This window comes from Paenibacillus sp. G34 (genome assembly GCF_056856875.1).
This window is the reverse complement of the sequence record NZ_CM166469.1, coordinates 121,233-145,260: the sequence shown is the minus strand read 5'-3', so window position 1 is coordinate 145,260 and position 24,028 is coordinate 121,233. Positions and strand designations below refer to the sequence as shown.

Annotated in this window: 16 protein-coding genes, 10 tRNA genes, 3 rRNA genes and 1 other RNA gene; 1 reads left to right on the top strand and 29 read right to left on the bottom strand. The window is 48.2% G+C overall.

Features of this window, described 5'->3' with window-relative positions; all coding sequences use genetic code 11:
- Window positions 1-87 precede the first annotated feature (87 nt).
- The 27 genes from AC1VYS_RS00710 to rpoE form a co-directional block, all read right to left on the bottom strand.
- Window positions 88-160, bottom strand: a tRNA-Lys gene (locus tag AC1VYS_RS00710).
- Window positions 161-167: 7 nt separating this feature from the next.
- Window positions 168-253 (bottom strand) — tRNA-Tyr (locus AC1VYS_RS00705).
- Window positions 254-265: 12 nt separating this feature from the next.
- A tRNA-Phe gene (locus AC1VYS_RS00700) sits at window positions 266-338 on the bottom strand.
- 22 nt (window positions 339-360) lie between these two features.
- Window positions 361-438 (bottom strand) — tRNA-Asp (locus AC1VYS_RS00695).
- A gap of 9 nt (window positions 439-447) precedes the next feature.
- Window positions 448-523 (bottom strand) — tRNA-Thr (locus tag AC1VYS_RS00690).
- Window positions 524-528: 5 nt separating this feature from the next.
- Window positions 529-604: transfer RNA gene (locus AC1VYS_RS00685), tRNA-Val, on the bottom strand.
- A 9-nt stretch (window positions 605-613) separates the two neighbouring features.
- Window positions 614-690: transfer RNA gene (locus tag AC1VYS_RS00680), tRNA-Met, on the bottom strand.
- Window positions 691-733: 43 nt separating this feature from the next.
- Window positions 734-825, bottom strand: a tRNA-Ser gene (locus tag AC1VYS_RS00675).
- A gap of 81 nt (window positions 826-906) precedes the next feature.
- A 23S ribosomal RNA gene (locus AC1VYS_RS00670) occupies window positions 907-3,832 on the bottom strand.
- Between the two features lie 204 nt (window positions 3,833-4,036).
- Window positions 4,037-4,112 (bottom strand) — tRNA-Ala (locus AC1VYS_RS00665).
- 27 nt (window positions 4,113-4,139) lie between these two features.
- Window positions 4,140-4,216 (bottom strand) — tRNA-Ile (locus AC1VYS_RS00660).
- A gap of 33 nt (window positions 4,217-4,249) precedes the next feature.
- A 5S ribosomal RNA gene (rrf, locus tag AC1VYS_RS00655) occupies window positions 4,250-4,366 on the bottom strand.
- A 106-nt stretch (window positions 4,367-4,472) separates the two neighbouring features.
- Window positions 4,473-6,028, bottom strand: a 16S ribosomal RNA gene (locus AC1VYS_RS00650).
- The 16S, 23S and 5S rRNA genes sit together here with 10 tRNA genes alongside, the layout of an rRNA operon.
- 304 nt (window positions 6,029-6,332) lie before the next feature.
- Window positions 6,333-6,602, bottom strand: a complete 270-nt coding sequence (locus tag AC1VYS_RS00645; protein ID WP_482912608.1) for a pro-sigmaK processing inhibitor BofA family protein — start codon at window positions 6,600-6,602, stop codon at window positions 6,333-6,335.
- A gap of 48 nt (window positions 6,603-6,650) precedes the next feature.
- Window positions 6,651-6,926: a DUF2508 family protein gene (locus AC1VYS_RS00640; RefSeq protein WP_482912607.1), complete on the bottom strand. Its 276-nt coding sequence runs from the start codon at window positions 6,924-6,926 to the stop codon at window positions 6,651-6,653.
- A gap of 195 nt (window positions 6,927-7,121) precedes the next feature.
- Window positions 7,122-7,721 (bottom strand): recombination mediator RecR, encoded by a 600-nt coding sequence (gene recR / locus AC1VYS_RS00635; protein ID WP_062329683.1) that lies wholly within the window; start codon window positions 7,719-7,721, stop codon window positions 7,122-7,124.
- A 35-nt stretch (window positions 7,722-7,756) separates the two neighbouring features.
- Window positions 7,757-8,068 carry a YbaB/EbfC family nucleoid-associated protein gene (locus tag AC1VYS_RS00630; protein ID WP_482912606.1) on the bottom strand — a complete coding sequence of 104 codons (312 nt, stop codon included), beginning with the start codon at window positions 8,066-8,068 and terminating at the stop codon, window positions 7,757-7,759.
- A 61-nt stretch (window positions 8,069-8,129) separates the two neighbouring features.
- Window positions 8,130-9,875 carry a DNA polymerase III subunit gamma/tau gene (gene dnaX / locus AC1VYS_RS00625; RefSeq protein WP_482912605.1) on the bottom strand — a complete coding sequence of 582 codons (1,746 nt, stop codon included), beginning with the start codon at window positions 9,873-9,875 and terminating at the stop codon, window positions 8,130-8,132.
- A 177-nt stretch (window positions 9,876-10,052) separates the two neighbouring features.
- An RNA gene (gene ffs / locus AC1VYS_RS00620) (signal recognition particle sRNA large type) lies at window positions 10,053-10,320 on the bottom strand.
- A 163-nt stretch (window positions 10,321-10,483) separates the two neighbouring features.
- Window positions 10,484-10,681 (bottom strand): 50S ribosomal protein L31, encoded by a 198-nt coding sequence (gene rpmE / locus AC1VYS_RS00615; RefSeq protein ID WP_441930886.1) that lies wholly within the window; start codon window positions 10,679-10,681, stop codon window positions 10,484-10,486.
- Between the two features lie 103 nt (window positions 10,682-10,784).
- Complete coding sequence (locus AC1VYS_RS00610) at window positions 10,785-12,059, bottom strand: radical SAM family protein (RefSeq protein ID WP_482912604.1); 1,275 nt, start codon at window positions 12,057-12,059, stop codon at window positions 10,785-10,787.
- A 138-nt stretch (window positions 12,060-12,197) separates the two neighbouring features.
- Window positions 12,198-13,523, bottom strand: a complete 1,326-nt coding sequence (gene rho / locus AC1VYS_RS00605) for a transcription termination factor Rho (protein WP_482912603.1) — start codon at window positions 13,521-13,523, stop codon at window positions 12,198-12,200.
- 475 nt (window positions 13,524-13,998) lie between these two features.
- The gene (locus AC1VYS_RS00600) at window positions 13,999-15,252 is read right to left on the bottom strand and encodes a UDP-N-acetylglucosamine 1-carboxyvinyltransferase (RefSeq protein ID WP_441930892.1); all 1,254 of its coding nucleotides are present in this window, start codon (window positions 15,250-15,252) and stop codon (window positions 13,999-14,001) included.
- 147 nt (window positions 15,253-15,399) lie between these two features.
- Window positions 15,400-16,254 (bottom strand): class II fructose-1,6-bisphosphate aldolase, encoded by an 855-nt coding sequence (gene fba / locus AC1VYS_RS00595; RefSeq protein WP_482912602.1) that lies wholly within the window; start codon window positions 16,252-16,254, stop codon window positions 15,400-15,402.
- 260 nt (window positions 16,255-16,514) lie between these two features.
- The gene (locus AC1VYS_RS00590) at window positions 16,515-16,901 is read right to left on the bottom strand and encodes a response regulator (RefSeq protein ID WP_441930896.1); all 387 of its coding nucleotides are present in this window, start codon (window positions 16,899-16,901) and stop codon (window positions 16,515-16,517) included.
- Between the two features lie 228 nt (window positions 16,902-17,129).
- Window positions 17,130-18,734, bottom strand: a complete 1,605-nt coding sequence (locus tag AC1VYS_RS00585) for a CTP synthase (protein ID WP_441930898.1) — start codon at window positions 18,732-18,734, stop codon at window positions 17,130-17,132.
- 494 nt (window positions 18,735-19,228) lie between these two features.
- The gene (rpoE, locus tag AC1VYS_RS00580) at window positions 19,229-19,801 is read right to left on the bottom strand and encodes a DNA-directed RNA polymerase subunit delta (RefSeq protein WP_482912601.1); all 573 of its coding nucleotides are present in this window, start codon (window positions 19,799-19,801) and stop codon (window positions 19,229-19,231) included.
- Between the two features lie 450 nt (window positions 19,802-20,251).
- On the opposite strand from rpoE, the gene AC1VYS_RS00575 reads away from it, so the two are divergent.
- On the top strand, window positions 20,252-21,406 hold the full coding sequence (locus AC1VYS_RS00575) for a S8 family peptidase (RefSeq protein WP_482912600.1): 1,155 nt from the start codon (window positions 20,252-20,254) through the stop codon (window positions 21,404-21,406).
- Between the two features lie 190 nt (window positions 21,407-21,596).
- On the opposite strand, the gene argS is transcribed toward AC1VYS_RS00575, so the two are convergent.
- Together argS and AC1VYS_RS00565 are read right to left on the bottom strand one after the other, a co-directional pair.
- Window positions 21,597-23,276, bottom strand: coding sequence for an arginine--tRNA ligase (gene argS / locus AC1VYS_RS00570; RefSeq protein ID WP_482912599.1), 1,680 nt, complete (start codon window positions 23,274-23,276; stop codon window positions 21,597-21,599).
- The gene (locus tag AC1VYS_RS00565; RefSeq protein WP_441930906.1) at window positions 23,273-23,698 is read right to left on the bottom strand and encodes a YwiB family protein; all 426 of its coding nucleotides are present in this window, start codon (window positions 23,696-23,698) and stop codon (window positions 23,273-23,275) included. The genes argS and AC1VYS_RS00565 overlap by 4 nt, the downstream gene beginning before the upstream one ends.
- Window positions 23,699-24,028: the final 330 nt, after the last annotated feature.

Below are 24,028 nucleotides of genomic sequence, written 5' to 3'. Positions count from 1 at the left end.
ACCACTAATCTGACATATTGGGCTCATCTGCTAATATAAAAAAAGAGTGATCGATCAAATTAATGATCAATCACTCTTTTTTTAAGATGAGTCATGAAGGATTCGAACCTTCGACACCCTGATTAAAAGTCAGGTGCTCTACCAACTGAGCTAATGACTCATAAAACTGGTGGAGGATGATGGATTCGAACCACCGAACCCGTACGGGAGCAGATTTACAGTCTGATGCGTTTGGCCACTTCGCTAATCCTCCAAGGATTAAAGGTGGCTCGGGACGGAATCGAACCGCCGACACGAGGATTTTCAGTCCTCTGCTCTACCGACTGAGCTACCGAGCCATATTTGATTTTTAAGAATTAATGGCGGAACCGACGGGATTCGAACCCGCGATCTCCTGCGTGACAGGCAGGCATGTTAGGCCAACTACACCACGGTTCCAGGCATTAATGGTGCCGGCGAGAGGACTTGAACCCCCAACCTACTGATTACAAGTCAGTTGCTCTACCAGTTGAGCTACACCGGCGTATATGGTGGAGGCTGAGGGGATCGAACCCCCGACCCTCTGCTTGTAAGGCAGATGCTCTCCCAGCTGAGCTAAGCCTCCTGGGTAATATGGTAGCGGCGGAGGGGATCGAACCCCCGACCTTACGGGTATGAACCGTACGCTCTAGCCAGCTGAGCTACACCGCCATATTATAATTGTTTTGATTGCTTGTCCATCTTTAGGTAAAGATGGCGGAGAGAGAGGGATTCGAACCCTCGCACCGATTACTCAGCCTAACCCCTTAGCAGAGGGTCCCCTTATAGCCACTTGGGTATCTCTCCAAAGACAATCTAAACGTTGTTCAAGGATTGTTCCTTGAAAACTAGATTCGAAACGAAACATACGCGACTCAAAACTTGCTATTGGATAAGCCCTCGACCGATTAGTACTGGTCAGCTCCATGCATTGCTGCACTTCCACCCCCAGCCTATCTACCTCGTCGTCTTCAAGGGGTCTTACATACTGGGAAATCTCATCTTGAGGGGGGCTTCACGCTTAGATGCTTTCAGCGCTTATCCCGTCCGTACATAGCTACCCAGCGGTGCTCCTGGCGGAACAACTGGTACACCAGCGGTACGTCCATCCCGGTCCTCTCGTACTAAGGACAGCTCCTCTCAAATTTCCTACGCCCACGACAGATAGGGACCGAACTGTCTCACGACGTTCTGAACCCAGCTCGCGTACCGCTTTAATGGGCGAACAGCCCAACCCTTGGGACCTACTTCAGCCCCAGGATGCGATGAGCCGACATCGAGGTGCCAAACCTCCCCGTCGATGTGGACTCTTGGGGGAGATAAGCCTGTTATCCCCAGGGTAGCTTTTATCCGTTGAGCGATGGCCCTTCCATGCGGTACCACCGGATCACTAAGCCCGACTTTCGTCCCTGCTCGACTTGTAGGTCTCGCAGTCAAGCTCCCTTATGCCTTTGCACTCTTCGAATGATTTCCAACCATTCTGAGGGAACCTTTGGGCGCCTCCGTTACTCTTTAGGAGGCGACCGCCCCAGTCAAACTGCCCACCTGACACTGTCCCCGTACCCGATGAGGGCACCAGGTTAGAACCTAGATACGATCAGGGTGGTATCCCAACGGTGCCTCCACGCAAGCTGGCGCTCACGCTTCAAAGGCTCCCACCTATCCTGTACAGATCGTACCCAAATTCAATATCAAGCTGCAGTAAAGCTCCATGGGGTCTTTCCGTCTTGTCGCGGGTAACCTGCATCTTCACAGGTATTAAAATTTCACCGGATCTCTCGTTGAGACAGCGCCCAAGTCGTTACGCCATTCGTGCGGGTCAGAATTTACCTGACAAGGAATTTCGCTACCTTAGGACCGTTATAGTTACGGCCGCCGTTTACTGGGGCTTCGGTTCACAGCTTCGGATTGCTCCTAACCACTCCCCTTAACCTTCCAGCACCGGGCAGGCGTCAGCCCGTATACTTCGCCTTACGGCTTCGCACAGACCTGTGTTTTTGCTAAACAGTCGCTTGGGCCTTTTCACTGCGGCCCCCTCGTGCTATTCACACTACCGGGGCACCCCTTCTCCCGAAGTTACGGGGTCATTTTGCCGAGTTCCTTAACGAGAGTTCTTCCGCGCGCCTTAGAATTCTCTTCTCGCCTACCTGTGTCGGTTTGCGGTACGGGCACCTTCATCTGGCTAGAGGCTTTTCTTGGCAGTGTGAGATCATGACCTTCGCTACTGTAATTTTCACTCCCCATCACAGCTCAGCCTTAGTAATGTGCGGATTTGCCTACACATCAGCCTTACTGCTTGGACAGACATCCATCAGTCTGCGTCACTACCCTACTGCGTCCCCCCATCGCTCGTAACGATTTACGGTGGTACAGGAATTTCGACCTGTTGTCCTTCGACTACGCCTTTCGGCCTCGCCTTAGGTCCCGACTTACCCTGAGCGGACGAGCCTTCCTCAGGAACCCTTAGGCTTTCGGCGGATCAGATTCTCACTGATCTTTTCGTTACTCATACCGGCATTCTCACTTGTATAATGTCCAGCGCTCCTTACGGTACACCTTCAACCCTTATACAACGCTCCCCTACCCCTGATGCAAGCATCAAGCCATAGCTTCGGTGGTGTGTTTAGCCCCGTTACATTTTCGGCGCAGAGTCACTCGACCAGTGAGCTATTACGCACTCTTTCAATGGTGGCTGCTTCTAAGCCAACATCCTGGTTGTCTGTGCAACTCCACATCCTTTCCCACTTAACACACACTTGGGGACCTTAGCTGATGGTCTGGGCTGTTTCCCTTTTGACAATGGATCTTAGCACTCACTGTCTGACTCCCGGAAGTAAGTCTATGGCATTCGGAGTTTGACTGAGCTTGGTAACCCTTGCGGGCCCCGCACCCAATCAGTGCTCTACCTCCACGACTCTGTTTTCCGAGGCTAGCCCTAAAGCTATTTCGGGGAGAACCAGCTATCTCCGAGTTCGATTGGAATTTCTCCGCTACCCCCACCTCATCCCCGCATTTTTCAACATGCGTGGGTTCGGGCCTCCAGTGCGTGTTACCGCACCTTCACCCTGGACAGGGGTAGATCACCCGGTTTCGGGTCTACGTCCACGTACTATGTCGCCCTATTCAGACTCGCTTTCGCTGCGGCTCCGGCTCTTCACCTTAACCTTGCACGGGAACGTAACTCGCCGGTTCATTCTACAAAAGGCACGCCATCACCCCTAAAACGGGCTCTGACTTTTTGTAAGCACACGGTTTCAGGTTCTATTTCACTCCCCTTCCGGGGTGCTTTTCACCTTTCCCTCACGGTACTGCTTCACTATCGGTCGCTAGGAAGTATTTAGCCTTGGCAGATGGTCCTGCCGGATTCATACGGGGTTTCACGTGCCCCGCACTACTCGGGATCCGTCTCGGAGAGAATCAACTTTCAATTACAGGGCTTTTACCTTCTTTGGCGGGCCTTTCCAGACCTCTTCGTTTAACTGACTCCTTTGTAACTCCATGTGAGACGTCCCACAACCCCAAAGAGCAAGCTCTCTGGTTTGGGCTTCTCCGCGTTCGCTCGCCGCTACTGACGGAATCACTATTGTTTTCTCTTCCTCAGGGTACTTAGATGTTTCAGTTCCCCTGGTATGCCTCTACATAACCTATGTATTCAGTTATGAGTAACTGGATATTACCCCAGCTGGGTTTCCCCATTCGGACATCCCCGGATCAAAGCTTGCTTACAGCTCCCCGAGGCAGTTTCGTTGTTCGCCACGTCCTTCATCGGCTCCTAGCGCCTAGGCATCCTCCGTGTGCTCTTAGTAGCTTAACCAGGTCGCTCGTGTTCGAGCTGTCGCTTCCCTTGTTTTGGACTACGTCCAAAGCCAAAAATTGCTCCATTTCGATCACTCGCTCCAGCAATCTACCGTTTTTATTGAAACTTGTTGAACACAAGTTCAGCTAAAAAGGAATGTTCTAATTCGCGTTTGTTTCGTTTCGATATCTAGTTTTCAAAGAACAAGCTTAAAAATCTTTTTGGTGGAGCCAAGCGGGATCGAACCGCTGACCTCCTGCTTGCAAGGCAGGCGCTCTCCCAGCTGAGCTATGGCCCCATATTATATTTATATTAGATGAAGAAATGGTGGGCCCTGGTGGACTCGAACCACCGGCCTCACCCTTATCAGAGGTGCGCTCTAACCAACTGAGCTAAGGGCCCACATTATATTTTTTTGAACCCATAATGGGTTACGCTTGGCGGCGTTCTACTCTCCCAGGACCCTGCGGTCCAAGTACCATCGACGCTGAAGGGCTTAACGGTCGTGTTCGGGATGGGAACGTGTGGAACCCCTTCGCTATCGCCACCAAACGTTCGAGAGTTTGAGCTCTCAAAACTGAGCAACGAGTGAGTAACTAGCCGACCTGGCTAGATTTAAAATTTGAATGTCTTCGTTGCAGAAGACGATTCTCCATAGAAAGGAGGTGATCCAGCCGCACCTTCCGATACGGCTACCTTGTTACGACTTCACCCCAATCATCTATCCCACCTTCGGCGGCTGGCTCCTTGCGGTTACCCCACCGACTTCGGGTGTTATAAACTCTCGTGGTGTGACGGGCGGTGTGTACAAGACCCGGGAACGTATTCACCGCGGCATGCTGATCCGCGATTACTAGCAATTCCGACTTCATGCAGGCGAGTTGCAGCCTGCAATCCGAACTGAGACCGGCTTTGCTGGGATTGGCTCCATCTCGCGATTTCGCAGCCCGTTGTACCGGCCATTGTAGTACGTGTGTAGCCCAGGTCATAAGGGGCATGATGATTTGACGTCATCCCCACCTTCCTCCGGTTTGTCACCGGCAGTCTATCTAGAGTGCCCACCCGAAGTGCTGGCAACTAAATATAAGGGTTGCGCTCGTTGCGGGACTTAACCCAACATCTCACGACACGAGCTGACGACAACCATGCACCACCTGTCTCAACTTTCCCCGAAGGGCACCTGATGCATCTCTGCTTCGTTAGTTGGATGTCAAGACCTGGTAAGGTTCTTCGCGTTGCTTCGAATTAAACCACATACTCCACTGCTTGTGCGGGTCCCCGTCAATTCCTTTGAGTTTCAGTCTTGCGACCGTACTCCCCAGGCGGAGTGCTTAATGTGTTAACTTCGGCACCAAGGGTATCGAAACCCCTAACACCTAGCACTCATCGTTTACGGCGTGGACTACCAGGGTATCTAATCCTGTTTGCTCCCCACGCTTTCGCGCCTCAGCGTCAGTTACAGCCCAGAGAGTCGCCTTCGCCACTGGTGTTCCTCCACATCTCTACGCATTTCACCGCTACACGTGGAATTCCACTCTCCTCTTCTGCACTCAAGTCACACAGTTTCCAGTGCGATCCGGGGTTGAGCCCCGGGATTAAACACCAGACTTACATGACCGCCTGCGCGCGCTTTACGCCCAATAATTCCGGACAACGCTTGCCCCCTACGTATTACCGCGGCTGCTGGCACGTAGTTAGCCGGGGCTTTCTTCTCAGGTACCGTCACCTTGAGAGCAGTTACTCTCCCAAGCGTTCTTCCCTGGCAACAGAGCTTTACGATCCGAAAACCTTCATCACTCACGCGGCATTGCTCCGTCAGGCTTTCGCCCATTGCGGAAGATTCCCTACTGCTGCCTCCCGTAGGAGTCTGGGCCGTGTCTCAGTCCCAGTGTGGCCGATCACCCTCTCAGGTCGGCTACGCATCGTCGCCTTGGTGAGCCGTTACCTCACCAACTAGCTAATGCGCCGCAGGCCCATCCCCAAGTGACAGATTGCTCCGTCTTTCCAGTTCTCTTCAGGCGAAGAAAACAAGTATTCGGTATTAGCTACCGTTTCCGGTAGTTGTCCCAAGCTTGAGGGCAGGTTGCCTACGTGTTACTCACCCGTCCGCCGCTAAGTATCTGGAAAGCAAGCTTTCCATCAACTCCGCTCGACTTGCATGTATTAGGCATGCCGCCAGCGTTCGTCCTGAGCCAGGATCAAACTCTCCAATAAAGTATTGAAAAGAGCGATAAGCTCATTTTGAATCTGACGAGATTAAAATCTCAATTTTTGATCTTGCAAGCAAGATCGATACTCACTCGTTGTTCAGTTTTCAAAGATCAAACTTGTTTTTTTGTCACCATTTTGTCTCAGCGGCGACTTTTATAATATATCACACTCTGTTTGTTTTAGTCAAGCTTTTTTTGAAATTATTTTTCGAAGTTCGTGATGAACTCCGTTCGTTTCAATTAAAGCGTGTAACCAAGCAAGCAAAGCAACGAGATATAATGTACCATATTTCTTTCTTAATAGTCAACTACCCAAACAAAGAAAATTTCAACCCCAACAACAGCCCGACACCTGGCAGACCCAAAACAGTAACCGTACCTATTGTAGCAGGGTTCAATGGGATATACATTCCTGTTATCCAACCGGAGTAATTCACGATATATATTCCAGTAGCAGCAAGTACAAGATGGACCCCGATCGATGTAAAGATCGATAAACCTAATCGCTTCCTAAACAGAACAACAATGAGCGCCAACAGAGATGCCACCAATATACTCCCCAGAATAATTGTCTTCATAGTTCATTCCTCCAGTTACATATTGAAACGTCCTTGACAAGCAACCCACTAAACGCTAACTTCCCGCTCGGTAATAGCCCTACCATCCCCAGTCAATCGTTTCGCCCTTTTCAAGTGAATTTGGTATTTCCTCTCTGCTGCTTCAAGCACATAGATTGCGTAATCAATCTCATCTTCTCCCAATGCATACTCAAACTGTCTCATCGCTCGTTCCCACTCTTGTTTGGCCTTCTGCACATCCGCATAAACCTGTTCTGCCTCCAGCTCAGCCAACTCTCTCTTCCGTTTCTCCCCTAACCACTGTGTTTTACGCCACATCAACATCATTCCCCCTCCTCTTCATCTACATAGCACATTCTCATACATATCAAGGAAGGGACAAACTTAGAACTTGGACATATGTTTTTAACGCAAAAAAAGAAGAGAGTCTCACGACTCTCTCCTGCAATTCAAATCAGATTACACATTTTAATTCGGTAAAGATAACATCCATATTGTACCGAGAAACAACAAGGAACCTTAGCGCATTTCCCTGCGTCCTTCTAGCGCCTTCGAGAGAGTAACTTCATCCGCGTACTCCAGGTCTCCGCCAACCGGCAGTCCATGAGCAATACGGGTCACACTAATCTCAAACGGACGCACCAGACGAGAAATATACATCGCAGTAGCTTCGCCCTCGATATTCGGATTCGTTGCCAAAATCAATTCTTTGACCCGCTCATCACTCAAACGTGTTAGCAGTTCTTTCAAACGTATATCATCCGGACCAATCCCCTCCATCGGAGAGATCGCACCCTGCAATACATGGTAGTATCCATCGAATTCCTTGGTGCGTTCCATAGCCACCAAATCTTTCGAGTCTTGAACTACACAGATAACAGACACATCTCTCGACTTATCCTGACAAATCCGGCAAGGGTCGGTATCCGTTATATTACAGCACACAGAACAGTAATGAAGGTTACGCTTCACACTCACGAGCGCTTTGGCAAAATCAATAACGTCATCTTCCTTCATGTTAAGCACATGAAAAGCTAAACGCGCCGCTGTCTTTGGCCCTACACCCGGAAGACGGGTGAAGGCATCGATCAGCTTGGCTATCGGTTCAGGATAATACAATCGGTTGTGTCTCCTTTGGACAGGATCAATTTAAATTAAAATAACCCCGGAATATTCATGCCGCCTGTAAATTTGCCCATATCCTTATTAGCAACCTCATCTGCTTTGGCCATAGCGTCATTAACAGCAGTCATGACAAGGTCTTGAAGCATTTCAACATCATCCGGATCTACGGCCTCAGGCTTGATCGTAATAGAAAGCAATTTTTTATGTCCATTAACTTCAGCGGTTACCACTCCGCCGCCAGAAGTCCCTTGAACCGTTTTGTCCGCAAGCTCCTCCTGTGCTTTCAGCATTTGCTCCTGCATTTTCTTCACTTGCTTCATCATTTGGTTCATGTTATTCATATCCGTCATCTCCTTTATTGTGGTTACTCAGAATTATACACACTACAATTATTTCATTACACTATTCTTTAATGACTACAAGATCCTCGCCAAATAGCTGAATAGCTTCATCAATCCAAGGCTGTTTATCGCCTGAACCGCCGTCTTCATGCTCTGGTTCAAGCTTAAAATCCTCCTTTGGCGTTTCAGAAGCTCCTTCCATCGCGCCAGTCCAATCTCTGAGCATCATCGTCACAAGTCGCGCCTGACGACCAAGCTGTTCAGAAAGCACACGCTCAATGACATCACGGTTCGCCTGCTTCTCCGTTGTTTCACGGTGAATGTTGTTTTTGAAAGCAACCAGTACATTATCTTCAAGCAATGAAACTGGCTCGCCATCCATGAACCAGGCGTGAACTGTAACCTTCTCCTCTTTGACACGTTGCAAAATCTGGCTCCATTTTTTGCTGATCTCCGTGAATTCCGGAGACCCTTTGCGCGCAATATATTGATCCAAATTCGCCGGAAGCTTCACCGGAGCGTTCGCTCTGGACATAGGCGCACGCGTTGCTGGCCGAGCAGGTGCGCTTGAGGCGCCTTCTCCACCCGATAAACCGCTTTTGAGCACCCGATCAAGCTTTTTCTCCAGTTCAGAAAGCTGCTGTTTCAACCGGTTGATCTCCCCTGCATCAGCTGGTGCTGACGGAGAAGTTGACCCAACCGCGGCAGCCGCTCCACCCGAAGCTGGAATACTACACAGTTTAAGCAAGGCTACCTCAAATAATGTCTGCGGCTGAACTGCATATTTCATCTCACTCTGGTACCGATTCAGCGTATCGATCATCTGGAACAATTGTTCCTTCGTGAACGATTCTGCCATTTCACTAAACGATTCCGGATTCAATACCCGATCTGTCAGCTTGTCCGCATCCGGCACCATCTTGATCATCAGCAAATCGCGGAAATAATAGAGCAGATTCTCCATACACTTGTCCGCACTCTTGCCCTCATGCATAAAACCTTCAATCATTTGCAAAATATGACCGACATCCCCTTTGAGTAAAGAAGCTGCGAGCTTGGCGAATTGCTCAGAAGCAATACCACCTGTCATATCCATAACTTGCTGATACGTTACTTTCCCATCGGTAAATGAAGAGATTTGATCCAGCACACTGAGCGCGTCCCTCATCCCACCATCTGATAAACGGGCAATGTACTGCAAAGCATCGTGATCCGCTTCCATACCTTCCTGTTCACAGATCAAAGCCAGTCTGGCTGTCTGTTCCTCCAGAGATACCCGGCGAAAATCAAATCGTTGACAGCGCGATATAATAGTAGCCGGCAAACGGTGCGGTTCTGTCGTTGCCAAAATAAACATCACATGCGGCGGTGGTTCCTCCAATGTTTTGAGCAAAGCATTGAACGCCTCTGTCGTCAACATGTGCACTTCATCAATAATATAAACCTTCTGCCGGACTTCGGTCGGGGCATATTTCACCTTTTCCCGAAGATCTCGGATCTCTTCGACGCCCCGATTGGATGCAGCATCAATCTCCTGTACATCCATCACAGCGCCGTTCGTAATTCGGCGGCAAGCCTCACATTCGTTACAAGGCTCAGTTGCAGGTCCGCGTTCACAGTTTACAGCTTTGGCCAATATTTTGGCCGCACTCGTCTTCCCCGTCCCTCGGGGCCCGCTAAACAAATAGGCATGGGAAGTCCGCTGCTCACGAATCGCGTTCTGCAAGGTCTGAATAATATGTTGTTGTCCCACCATATCCTGGAACGACTGAGGACGCCACGCCCGGTATAACGCGATATGCTCCATGATGCGTTACCTTCCTTCCACTTCGCATTCGAGTCCGTTGTCGTCACCCCATTATACTATATTCCAAGGTGAATCCAAACTTTATCTGACTCATTTCATGTGTGGTTTTTTTAACATATCAAAAAAGACCCCTGCATTCATACTGCTGCAAAGGTCTCTACATTTTAAAGAATTAAGCCGTGCACCTGTTATTGATATTTGCGATCCAAGCGGCACCCCTGAACAATAGCTCAGGCTAGGCAACCCTTCGGCACAAGAGTGATCTCACTTATGGCTGCTTCCTTCCGGACCTGACCAGGTTCGCGAGTACTCATTGCGAAGGACCCAACCGTCAACACCACGTTCAGGGACCAAACCTCACATCGACAAAACCTCTAACAGGAATTCAACCTCGCTATAGCGGATTGCGAGTTACAGGGCACCGCTACCTCCCCATCTAGCACGGTAAGAAATAGTATAACGTAAGGTAGTCCAAAATGCAACTGGCTGGAAAATAGAGACTAATAGAGACTACACACTTCTTTTGTATAAGCAACTAAAAAACCCCTGCCAAAATAGCAGGGGTGATTGGGATGCAATAAGTAGACAATTCCCAGGGAATTGTGCTATTAGATTCCGTATTTCTTTTTGAAACGATCCACACGGCCGCCAACATCGATAAACTTCTGTTTACCTGTGAAGAACGGGTGGCACGCGGAGCAAATCTCTACACGAAGTCCGTCTTTAACCGAACCAGTCTCAAAAGTATTACCGCATGCGCAGGATACTTGACCAATCGTGTATTTAGGATGAATTGCTTCTTTCATTACCTTTCACCTCTTTCCGCCCTGAGCCTCAAGCGGACCCAGAGTAAATGGCACAACACAGCAGATTATAACACGGCCTAAACCCGGTTGCAATCTAATTCATTCAAGAGGTAATCAGCTTTTTAGGACGAGCCATCCCTGCCGGCGGAACATGAGTATATGACCCAATAACAACATCCGGCAACTCTTCGGCAAAGATCTCGAGCATCTGCTTCATCCCCAAAATATCGCCCTGTGCTGGTGGAATTAACTCCAGATAACTCTCCGGATCAATATTCAGATTACGCATCTGAATCAAACGAAGGTTAGTCCGGCGAGCAAACTCAATCATCGCCTCGATCTCTTCCTCACGATCCGTTACACCCGGGAAGATCAGATAGTTAATGGATGTATATACTCCCTGCTCTGCAGCGTACTTCATGGACTTCTCTACATTAGCGAGTGTGTACCCACGTGGTTTGTAATATGCATTATAATGATCATCCAGTGCACTGATCGTACTTACACGCATCAGATCCAGCCCTGCGTCCACAATGCCGCGGATATGATCATTCAATCCCGCATTGGTATTAATGTTGATATAGCCCATATCCGTAATGGATCGCACTTCCCGAATCGCCTCAATAATTAACTTGGCCTGTGTGGAAGGTTCGCCTTCACATCCCTGTCCGAAGCTAATAATAGATTCAGGCGTTTTCAGATGTTCCAGCATCACCTCTACGATCTCATCCACACGTGGGCGGAAATTCATCCGAGTCTGTGGTGATACAAAACCACTGTCATCCGGCTGTTCAGAGATACAGCCGAAACAGCCAGCATTACATGAGTACGATACAGGCACACCACCCTCCCAGCGATTCAAGAACGTGTTGGAAGACGTGAGACACTCATAACCAAGTGCACAGTTGGACAAATGAGTGTAAAGACGGTTCTGTGGATACTTTTCAGTAAATCGTTTAACTCCCGAACGAACATCGTCACGATCACAATTTATCGGGTTCCATTTCTCCGGAATATCGGATTGGGAAGCTGTAACGTAAAAACCTCCATCTTTCCATACGACAGCCGAATAACCGAACAAAGGCAGCTTATACTCCTTGTCAGTCTTCACATAACCAGGCAAGCACAGACGTGTGAAACCTTGCGGCAACAGTGCACCTACGGCTTGTGTGTCACTTGGCAACGGCAGCATCTCGCCCGTATCCGGGTCCATACCAATTGGCCGGGTACTCGGAAGACCAACCAATGTTGCACCTTCCGGCAGAGGAATCAACTCATCCTCCATAATCTCCACAATCATATCTCCGCTGCGGGCAAGCCCGTACAGGGATGGATGATCAAAAACATTACCTTTTTCATCTGCGTATACTAAATACATGATGTTCTCCTCACATCTATTGGGTTAAACCTAACGACGAGTGTATAATAACGCAGCCATTCTAAAGACGCGCCATTTCATCCATTGGTTTTACCTAATCATGGCTTCGCTATATAGAATTAGGCTGCGATTCAAATGTTAATTCGATGATCCCGATGTAGCTGTCTGTCTTGGTGAGCGACGAGTAGTTGTTGTTCCTGCATTGCTGGACGGACTGTTACCAGCCGCATCAAAGGCAGCCAGGAACTCGGCATTCGTTTTACTATTACGTAGTTTCTTCAAGAAACCTTCAACGAAGTCATGGGAATCATTCATATTTTTACGAATGGCCCAGATCGTATCGAGCTCTTCCTTGCTAAGCAGTACCTCTTCACGGCGTGTACCGGAACGACGAATATCAATGGCAGGGAAAATACGGCGTTCAGCCAATTTGCGATCCAGATGAAGCTCCATATTACCCGTACCTTTAAATTCTTCATAAATGATGTCATCCATCCGTGATCCGGTATCAATCAACGCTGTAGCCAAAATGGTCAAGCTGCCGCCTTCTTCTACATTACGAGCAGAACCAAAGAAACGCTTCGGACGATGGAATGCCGCTGGATCAATACCGCCGCTTAATGTACGTCCAGATGGTGGAATCACCAGGTTATATGCACGGGCCAGACGTGTAATACTATCCAGCAAAATAACGACATCCTTTTTGGCTTCAACCAAACGCAAAGCACGTTCAAGCACCAGTTCTGCTACCTTAATATGATTCTCTGGCAGCTCATCAAACGTGGAAGCCACAACTTCCCCTTTTACCGAACGAGACATATCCGTTACTTCCTCTGGACGTTCATCAATCAACAGGACAAATAGTTCAATTTCTGGATTGTTAGTTGAGATGCTGTTGGCAATTTCTTTGAGGAGAAGGGTTTTACCGGCTTTGGGCGGCGCTACAATCAATCCACGCTGTCCCAACCCTACCGGGGCAAGCACATCCATGATACGTGTGGATAAATGGCTCGGGGATGTTTCAAGAACCAGTTTTTTCTGCGGGTACAATGGGGTTAATGCCGGGAAGTGAAGTCTCTCCGCAGCCGCCGATGGATTCTCACCATTCACAGCGTTGACTTGCAATAAACCGAAATATCTTTCATTTTCCTTTGGTGTTCGGCATTTACCCGATACAAGGTCACCTGTTCTGAGATCAAACTTGCGAATCTGTGAAGCCGAGATATAAATATCTTCTGTACTTGGCAAATAGTTAATTGGCCTCAAAAAGCCATAACCTTCAGGTAAAATCTCCAGTACACCTTGCATAAACATCAAACCGCTTTGTTCCGCTTGTGCACGGAGTATAGCAAAGATCAATTCTTTCTTTTTGAGGGTCCCGTAATAAGGAATCTGGTATTTTTTCGCCAGCTTATAGAGGTCCGTTAGTTTCATTTCTTCCAAATCGGAAATTTGCAGATCCATATAATAACCACCTATTCAATTAATGAGTCCGTGAAATGGATAGTTTCGTTAGCTATTCAAGCTATAGAGCGCAGTTCTTGCCCACAATCTCTTCTGTCCATTGTACGGAATGTAACCGTTAAAATGCAAATACTTGTCTTTGTGTGTAAGTGTCCGGGTGGAATGGCCATAACATGGCATGATCCGCTAATGAGTGAACTCCTAACATGGGGCGATCGATCCGGGAAGACCGGCTATGGAGCGCAGGTTCAAACAAATCCGGGGATTTGGGGAAAAGGAATGATGTTCATAAAGCCTTATGTTGTTTGTTTCAAAAAAAGACCCTCCGGCAAAGAACTTGTTATCGTTCATCATACCCGGAAGAGAATTCAAAATCTATTAGAATAGTATACCCCATTCTATTATAGGTTATGCAGCACCGCTATAAACACGCTCCTAGCGAAATCTACACGATGCTGCCCCCATAAACGTTTGTTTATTCGGTTTCTCGCCACACATCCGCACCAAGCAAACGTAGATTCGTTACCAAATGATCGTAACCACGATCAATAAATTCAACACCCGTCACCTCAGTTACACCTTCACTGACGGTAAGTCCTGCAATGACGAGTGCTGCACCGGCACGAAGATCAGAAGCTTTCACTTTAGCAGCATTCAGGGCACTGCCTTCAATAATCGCCGATCTGCCTTCCACACGGATTTTAGCGCCCATGCGAACCAGCTCAGGCACATGTTTGAACCGATTGCTGTATACAAAATCGCTGAGTACACTCACACCCGTTGCCTGTGTTAATACACTGGTCATTGGTGACTGAAGATCCGTTGGGAACCCTGGATAAACCAGCGCTTTTACATCAACATGACTGTAATGTGGTTGTCCAATGACCCGGATGCTCTCATCCAGTTCCTCGATCCCCACTCCCATCTCCAGCAACTTGGCCGTTAAAGCCTCCAAATGTTTAGGGATGACATTATCTATGAGTACATCTCCGCGCGTCGCAGCTGCGGCAATCATATACGTACCCGCCTGAATACGGTCCGGAATGATAGAGTGACGGCAGCCCTTAAGCTCCGAAACACCTTCAATTCGGATCGTTTCTGTACCTGCACCTTTGATGCTGGCACCCATGGAATTGAGAAGTGTTGCTACATCTATAATCTCAGGCTCTTTAGCCGCATTTTCAATAATTGTAGAGCCTTTGGCACGGGTGGCCGCCAGCATAATGTTGATGGTTGCACCAACACTGCTTACATCCAGATATATTTTAGCCCCTCGCAGCTCTTTGGCATGCAAATGGATGGAGCCATGTTCATTGGTTACTGTTGCGCCAAGCGCTTCAAACCCTTTGATATGTTGATCAATCGGACGAGGCTCAAAATTACAACCTCCAGGCAAACCTATTGTTGCTTCCTTAAAACGTCCAAGCAGTGCTCCCATCATATAATACGAAGCACGAAGCTTCTTAACGGGACCATTCGGCATCGGAATGGATTTAATATCGGAAGGATCAATTTTCATCTGACTGCCTTCCCAAGTTACGCGCGCTCCAAGTTCCTCCAAAATTTCTGCATACACGGCCACGTCACTGAGTAACGGCAAGTTATCCAACACGACCTCTGACTCGGCAAGCAATGCTGCAGGAATAAGTGCAATGGCGCTGTTTTTGGCGCCGCTTATAGTTACAGTTCCCTGTAACGGACGTCCGCCACTAATCATCAATTTTTCCATAAAGCTTAATGTCCCCCTACGTGTTTTGCAGCCGATGAACGGCAATACGTGCTGATGGCTAACGATGTAGAAATAAGGTGTGAAAATGGAAAGACACCGGCTAGGCGGTGTTCTTCCATTTCACAGTATGGAACTGGTAAAGATAAATTACGCTTTGTTGTTAGAACCAAACTCACGGATTTTACCTTTAACGGTTTCTTTGATTGCTTCGCGACCTGGTACGATGAACGTACGTGGATCGTAAGCATTTGGTTTTGCTGCAAGCACTTCACGAACTGCTTTAGTGAACGAGATTTGGTTCTCTGTGTTCACGTTGATTTTGGAAGTACCCAGGGAGATTGCTTTATCGATATCGTGCTTAGGAATACCTGTACCACCGTGCAATACGAGTGGAACTTTTACCGCGTCACGAACTTCTTCCATTTCTTTGAAGCCGAGGTTTGGCTCGCCTTGGTAAGGACCGTGAACGGAACCCAGAGCTGGTGCCAAAGTGTCAATACCAGTTTCTTTAACGATGCGGATACACTCGTTCAGGTCAGCATATTGAATACCACCGATAACGTCGTCTTCTTGTCCACCTACAGTACCTACTTCGGCTTCTACAGAAACGCCTTTAGCGTGTGCATATTCAACGACTTTTTTAGTCATTTCGATGTTCTCATCGATGGAGTGGTGAGAACCGTCGATCATAACGGATGTAAATCCAGCATCGATCGCTTCTTTACATTTGTCGAAGCTTGAACCGTGGTCCAGGTGGATCGCAACTGGTACGGAGATTTTCATGTCGTGAATAAGTCCTTCTACCATTTTAACTACAGTGTAGAAGCCACCAATGTGACGTGCTGCACCTTCGGATACGCCCAGAATTACCGGGGATTTCTCTTCTTCAGCGGCAGCAAGAATCGCTTGAGTCCACTCAAGGTTGTTGATGTTGTATTGACCAACTGCATATTTTCCTTCAAGTGCTTTGTTCAACATGTCTGTCATAGATACTAATGGCATGGTTTCAATCCTCCTAGGGGTTTGGGTTGTGTCTATGGTTTTTAGCCGAAATCACATACGGGCTTATTATACCACATCCCATGTCAAATACTAAACAAGCATTTGCAAAAATGCTGTGCTTTGCAGCACAGTTTTCAGAGACACAGCATGATGGCGTTACCATTTTCAATATTCCCTATGGAAACAGGTGAAATACCTCATTTTCTCATGATTAGACACAGATTGGTGAATGACGAAAAAAAATCCTGTATCTACAGGATTTAGCTGCACTTGTTTGCAGCGCCGTTACGAAGTTGCATATTAACAGCCACACGCATCTCATCGATGTCGAACGGTTTCGTGAAATGCATAAGCGCACCAAGATCGGTAGCTTCCTTGATCATGTCTAGTTCTCCATACGCCGTCATCATAATTACCTTGATATCGGGATCAATCGCCTTGATATGCTTCAGTATTTCCAGCCCATCCATGCCCGGAATTTTCATATCCAGCAAAACCAGGTCAGGCTTGTCCTTATTGACGATTTCGAGCGCAATCTTGCCGTTCGCCGCCTGAAATGTATTATACCCCTCACTGCTGAACACTTCCATTAGTAGAATTCGAATACCGTTTTGGTCATCAACAATCAGAACTTTTTTCTCTTCCACGCTGTAACCTCCTAGAATTTAGGAAAGCATATACACATTGTATCTGGATAACTATCCCATAGTCGTCATGATAAGTATTCTACCTCTTCCATTAAAATCCTTCTATTATCTCAAATTGACAAAGGCTAAATCAATCTACATCTTTACTAAAAAGAAAAGGATGCTTCCGCGCTATAGTAGTAGCGAGAAACATCCTTATAAAAACCAGCATATCAACGAATGAATTTATTATTTCTCCGCATTCTCCAGAGAAGCTTTCACGAACTCACGGAACAGTGGTTGCGGACGATTCGGACGGGAAGTGAATTCCGGGTGGAACTGCACAGCCAGGAACCAAGGGTGTCCAGGAAGTTCCACAATCTCAACCAGACGTCCATCCGGTGATGTACCGGAAATAACAAGACCTGCTTTTTCAATCGCTTCACGGTATTCATTGTTGAACTCATACCGGTGACGGTGTCTTTCATATACCAGTTCATCATCATAACAAGCCATCGCCAAAGAACCTTCTTGCAGCTTACAAGGGTACAGACCAAGACGCATCGTACCGCCCAGGTTTTCGATATCTTTTTGCTCAGGCAAAAGATCGATTACCGGGAACTCTGTAGCCGGGTTAATCTCAGAGCTGTTTGCTCCGTTCAATCCGACGATGGAACGTGCATACTCAATGACGGAAACCTGCATACCAAGGCAAATACCGAAGAATGGAATATTTTTCTCGCGAGCATAACGGATCGCAGAAACTTTACCTTCAATACCCCGGTCACCGAAACCACCAGGAACGAGAATTCCGCCAACACCGTGCAGCATGTCACCAACATTTTCATCTGTAATATCTTCAGAGTGAACCCAGCGGATCTTCACCTCTGCATTGGAAGCAAAACCTGCATGTGACAGGGACTCTACAACACTCAGGTATGCGTCATGCAATGCTACATATTTACCAACGATTGCAATCTCAACCGTGCGCTCCAACTTGCTAATCCGGTTTACCAGACCTTCCCACTCGCTCATATCCGGTGCAGGAGTAGTCAGCTTCAGGTGGTTAACCACGATCTCATCCAGTCCTTCTTCACGAAGGTTAAGCGGTACTTCATACAATGTGCTTGCATCACGGCACTCGACTACCGCATTCTCGTCAATATCACAGAAAAGTGCGATTTTGGCTTTCATGTCCTTGGACAGCTCATATTCCGTACGGCAAACGATAACGTTTGGCTGAATACCGATGCTGCGCAATTCCTTCACACTGTGTTGTGTCGGTTTTGTTTTAACTTCACCCGCAGCTTTGATGTATGGAATCAACGTAACGTGAATGTACATCACGTTGTCACGGCCTACATCACTCTTGATCTGACGAATCGCTTCCAGGAATGGCAAACTTTCAATATCGCCCACTGTGCCACCGATTTCGGTAATAACGACATCGGAACCCGCTTCACGTCCAGCGCGGAATACACGCTCTTTGATCTCGTTTGTGATATGTGGAATAACTTGAACCGTACCGCCCAGATACTCTCCGCGACGCTCTTTGCTGATTACAGAAGAGTACACTTTACCTGTCGTGACATTGCTGTTTTTGGAAAGATTGATGTCGATAAAACGTTCGTAGTGGCCAAGGTCCAGGTCCGTCTCTGCGCCATCATCTGTTACGAATACCTCACCATGTTGATAAGGACTCATGGTTCCCGGGTCAATGTTGATGTATGGATCGAATTTTTGAATCGTTACCTTGAGTCCTCTGTTCTTCAGCAATCTGCCCAGCGAGGCTGCCGTAATCCCTTTGCCCAGGGAGGACACAACTCCGCCCGTCACGAAAATATACTTTGTCACTGTTATTACCCTCCTAATATAAGTACAGAAATTCAGGCGATATATGGTGTTATCGTAACCCGTTTCCCAGGTAATCATCGTTAAAAAGAGCAATGGCAGAAATTAACTAAACCTGCGATCTGCTCTTCTCAGCGAAGACGGTTTTAACTACACATCGTTCCTGGCGAAAAATAATGCAAACTTTCCGGGAGCCTTCATCCACGCTTGTCCCCAAACCGAGCATCACCTATAGGCTGCATTTCTTGTTTGAACATACAAAAAAACAGGCCGAAAAGGTTTGGCCGGGAGCAGTCGGAAAAGTAATCGTTTGACATCATTCTGCCTCTAAAAATACAAAAAGAAAGTACTCCCGCAGGACGGGGCACTTTCTCTAAAAAAACATAAATATATTCTCGCTCATTCATAAGCCCATGCAATAGTTTACCCGTTACCCCGCCCGCTGTCAAGGCTGACTATAGGGGGAAAAACGGGTAAATATTAGACACCAAAAAGGACTAGCGATTATCAGAATCGTCGTCAAATTCATCCTCGTCTTCGGACTCTTCATCGTCCTCATCGAGGTCTTCATCTTCCAGATCGTCATCTTCAACTAGCACTTCTTCTTCGCTGTCGTCTTCGTCAAAGATGTCATCTTCTTCATCTTCATCGTCGTCATCTTCATCTTGATCATCATCTGTGCTGTCGAAGTCTTCATCGCTGTTGTAGCTGTCTTCTTCTTCACCGAAGTCTTCGTCTTCCAGATCATCATCTTCATCGTTGATGATACGCGGACGCTTCGCACCTGTCATGGAATCTTCTGATCCAGCAACCGGATACCAGCGCTTCAATCCCCACAGACTCGTACCGACGCAAGCAAAACGGCCATCGATATTAATTTCGGTATACAGCTGGGCAATATACTCGTTGATCTCTTCATCCGTCATTCCGCGCTGCTTCGCTACCTCGTTCATCAAATCCCGGTAGTAATACGGCGTATTGGCCGCTTTCAGCACCATAAAAGCTAGATCCACCAAAGGGATCTCTCTTACCTTTTCTTTATCAATTTTCAAATTGAGTGAGGTACTCACTAAAGACACTTCCTCTCACACATAATTCACTTTATATCCCCTGCAAACTGGAACGTTACGTATAACATATCCATTAACAAACCTAAGTAAAACCTATTTAGCGTTAAAAAGCAAGTTTTTATGTAAGCATGTTCCATATTTGCACAATCATCTTTTGATCCATTCACCGATCTGCTCAATACTACGTGGCCCATCTCCTGAAGGACCTAAATAGAAATCATATGTAAAAGACGGAGTCCCCTCCGCCTTCTGACTGTATACCCTCGTAGGATTGCTCCTCACCAGGTTCCCCGCAAGAGCCCTCTAGCCCTCCATCCATCATATGTTCCTGCGCCCGTTTTGACACGGAGAGAATATGTTTTTGTAAAAAAAGGGCAAGTTCCCCATGCGCCGGGATGAACGCATTCATAGAATACCTCAGCATGTTCATCCCGAAGGGGGCAGCCCATAATGGACTATACCGGTTTATTGCATCAGTTGATTGACGGAATGAGGTGCCCCGAGCCTGAACACGGAGGACGTTATCTGATTCGATTCGCCAAACCGCAGCAGTACGAGGCCTGTCTCGTTGAATTATCCCGAATGCGCAATGAATTCGCCGATCTGGGAGGCGTCGGGGCGTCCCGGCTGGCTAGAACCCTCATTGCCCCTGTTCAGTGCCCGGACGTTTTATATCGTTATGGAGATGACATCACGGTAGAGAAGGATACCCCTGTCGTATTGCATTCTACTGCATTACACAACAAACCAAGTACCCCTCAAGGTATCCCTTGGGGAGTCAAACAGATCCACGCTCCCAAGGTGTGGTCTGTTTCAACAGGGCACCGGATCAAAATTGGCGTTATTGATACAGGAGCGGATTACCACCATCCTGATCTGCGATATTCTCTTGCCCGTGGCATCAATCTTTTGAATCGAAGCCTGCTCCCCCATGATGACAACGGGCATGGCACCCATATTGCGGGAACAATCGCCGCTGCGAACAGCACGGAAGGCATGATCGGGGTTGCCCCGCGCGCTTTGATCTACCCGGTCAAAGCCTTCGATCATAACGGCTCGGCTTATGTCTCCGACATTGTCCTTGGCATCGACTGGTGTGTACGCAACAAGGTCGATATTATCAATATGAGTTTTGGCATGAAAACACGCAGTAAATCTTTGCTTGATGTGGTCAACCGTGCATATCATGCAGGAATCGTCATTGTGGCTTCGTCAGGAAATGACGGCAAACGCCGCAGTATCGATTATCCCGCTCGATATCCGCAGACCATCTCGGTTGGGGCTACCGACAAAAACAGACGTATTGCTTCATTCAGCAATCGCGGTGCTTATGTGGATGTCTATGCCCCCGGGGACAAAATTGTGTCCTCCTGGGTGCAAGGCAAACACCATGAGATGAGTGGAACATCCATGGCCACCTCCCATGTGAGCGGCGCAATCGCGTTGCTGCTCGCCAGACATCCCGGCTTGTCCCCAGCCGAGATCAAGACGCTTGTGAAGCGCGCGACGGTTCCGCTGCGCGCCCGCAAAAGCACCACCGCGAAGAGTAAAATCCGCGGTGGCGAGATTGACGCCCTCAAGCTGATGCAGGAGGGCGGAGGATAAGCCGGCGGGCGCTACAGGCCGCCGGCATGCCTATGCTGCGTAGCAATGGATGCCGGCAGATGCCGGGCACGCCTTGCGCAGCAGGCACAAAAAAGTCTCCATGCCCGCGCACAAGCAACTGCTCGCGCGGGGCATGGAGACTTTGCCTTCGGCCGAGCGGCATAATGCCGCCGCCGCGGGGCCGAAGGGGTTACATTTTGTCTGGTGCGGATACGCCCACCAGACGGAGCGCTGTCGCGATGACGGTGCGAACGGCACCGATCAACGCCAGACGCGCTTGGGTCTGCTGCGCGTCTTCGGTAATGACGCGCTCAGCCCGGTAGTAACTATGGAACAGGGATGCCAGTTCGTAGACATAACGAATGATGCGATGCGGCGCATAACCTGTTGCCGCTGCGGCAATCTCTTCAGGCAGTTCACCCATTTTGCGAAGAAGGTCAAATTCATGCTCGGTCGTCAGCTTGGACAGATCGATCTGTCCCAATGGCAACAACTCGATACCTTGCTCTTCGGCTTGACGATACACACTGCACACACGCGCATGTGCATATTGTACGTAGAATACCGGATTTTCATTGGATGTCGAAATCGCCAAATCCATGTCAAAGTCCAGATGGGAATCCATGCTACGCATCGTGAAGAAATAACGAATGGCATCAATGCCAACCTCATCCATCAGGTCTTCCATCGTTACCGCTTTACCCGTACGTTTGGACATTTTCACTTTCTCACCGTTCTGGAACAGGCTGACCATCTGTGCAATCAGTACAACCAGCTTGTCCGGATCATTGCCGAGCGCCTGCATCGCTGCTTTCATCCGCGGAATATATCCATGGTGATCGGCTCCCCAGATATTGATCATCGTGTCATAACCACGAGAGTATTTATCGCGGTGATATGCAATATCCGGTGTCAGGTAAGTATACGTACCGTCGTTTTTGATCAGTACGCGCTCCTTGTCATCACCATATTGCATCGTTTTCAGCCAGGTTGCGCCGTCTTTTTCATAAATTTCGTTGCGGTCACGCAGCTCATCCAGTACGCGAAGCACTTCACCGTTATCATACAGCGACGTTTCGCTGAACCAGATATCAAAATTCACGCGGAAGCGGTTCAGGTCACGTTTGATCTTGTCGAGTTCTTTCTCCAGACCATAATCACGGAAGTATGCTGCGCGATCTCCCGGGTGCATAGACAGCAAGCTGTCTCCCTTTTCAGCAACCAGTTCCTTCGCGAAACCTTTAATGTCTTCGCCATGGTAGCCATCTTCCGGCATTTCGGCATCTTGACCGAGTTCTTGCAAGTAACGCGCTTCAATGGAACGCGCCAAGTTAAATACCTGGTTGCCCGCATCATTAATGTAATACTCACGAGTTACATCGTAACCTGCGTAATCGAGGATGTTGCACAGCGCATCCCCTACAGCTGCTCCGCGGGCATGGCCCAGATGCAGACTGCCTGTCGGATTGGCGCTGACAAACTCCATCTCCACCTTTTTCCCCGCTCCAACATCAATTCTTCCGTAGTTCTCGCCCTGCTCATGCACCAAGTTAAGCACGGGATAGAGATAACTTTTGTTCAATTTGAAGTTAATGAATCCTGGTCCTGCAATCTCCGCTTTTTCAATTCCGGCTTCTGCAAGATTCAGGTTAGCGATGATTTCCTCGGCAATCTGACGAGGGTTCCGTTTAGCGATCTTGGTCAACTGCATCGCTGCATTGGTAGCCAGATCACCGTGGGACTTCTCGCGCGGCACTTCAAGCGTAATAGCTGGAAGCTCCTCCTGTGTTACGATGCCAGCAGCCACAATGGCGTTGCCGATGGCAGTACTTACCCGTTCGTTAATCGTATCTAGTGGATTACGTATCATGAATTTGGTTCCTCCTGTATATGCAAACTAATCGCAAAATGTCCGGCTTCTTCATCAAAGCGGTAAAAGTCGTAGCTCCACGCTGCGCGTGCGCTCAATCCCTGAATGGAAAGTTCCAGCTTTTGTGTATGCGTGGACAGGGCAAACGACATATATGGTGAACGGTAGAAACCAGGAAGTTTACGGTTCAATTCAAACGTCTGCTCCGACTCCACCTCACCATGACGTATAATCTTGATGGATTGTCCGCCCAGCTTCAATGTTGTACGGGTCATGCCCCCCTCGGGTCCAGCCTGTGGTTCTTCGTAACGAACATACAAGTATGCTCCCTTGACCACAGCTTCTCCCTGCATTTCCTGTAGTACATCTTCCCCTTCATAACGGCTGTGCAGCCGGATCTGAACCGGTCGCATCTTCGACATGAATGTTAACCTCCATTATATTCGAGGCGACGCAAAATCAGGACGGCTGGTGAGAACAGCCCTTCCTGAATGATTGTGTCGCTATACACGCTCATATTTCGAATAACTTACTCTCCTACACTCTACTGTATAACTATATCCAGTTCACCCGCTCAATTCAAATCCAAATTCAGAGTTTTTTTGTTATGGCATCAAAAAGAAGAGCCGCACACGTATCGTGCAACCCTCCCTTAATTCACATCTATCTCATTATCGTGCTTCATTTATCTGGTTATCTTACTTCAATCATCTGGCTATCTTGCTTCATTCGTTTTGCCGCTTTGCTGTATG

Coding starts and splice junctions, on each gene's coding strand:
- AC1VYS_RS00645 (WP_482912608.1), bottom strand. CDS start 6,602: ATGAAGACAATTATTCTGGGGAGTATATTGGTGGCATCTCTGTTGGCG.
- rho (WP_482912603.1), bottom strand. CDS start 13,523: ATGGATCTGCAAATTTCCGATTTGGAAGAAATGAAACTAACGGACCTC.
- AC1VYS_RS00630 (WP_482912606.1), bottom strand. CDS start 8,068: ATGAATAACATGAACCAAATGATGAAGCAAGTGAAGAAAATGCAGGAG.
- AC1VYS_RS00575 (WP_482912600.1), top strand. CDS start 20,252: ATGGACTATACCGGTTTATTGCATCAGTTGATTGACGGAATGAGGTGC.
- AC1VYS_RS00600 (WP_441930892.1), bottom strand. CDS start 15,252: ATGGAAAAATTGATGATTAGTGGCGGACGTCCGTTACAGGGAACTGTA.
- dnaX (WP_482912605.1), bottom strand. CDS start 9,875: ATGGAGCATATCGCGTTATACCGGGCGTGGCGTCCTCAGTCGTTCCAG.
- argS (WP_482912599.1), bottom strand. CDS start 23,276: ATGATACGTAATCCACTAGATACGATTAACGAACGGGTAAGTACTGCC.
- AC1VYS_RS00610 (WP_482912604.1), bottom strand. CDS start 12,059: ATGTATTTAGTATACGCAGATGAAAAAGGTAATGTTTTTGATCATCCA.
- rpmE (WP_441930886.1), bottom strand. CDS start 10,681: ATGAAAGAAGCAATTCATCCTAAATACACGATTGGTCAAGTATCCTGC.
- AC1VYS_RS00640 (WP_482912607.1), bottom strand. CDS start 6,926: ATGTTGATGTGGCGTAAAACACAGTGGTTAGGGGAGAAACGGAAGAGA.
- AC1VYS_RS00565 (WP_441930906.1), bottom strand. CDS start 23,698: ATGTCGAAGATGCGACCGGTTCAGATCCGGCTGCACAGCCGTTATGAA.
- fba (WP_482912602.1), bottom strand. CDS start 16,254: ATGCCATTAGTATCTATGACAGACATGTTGAACAAAGCACTTGAAGGA.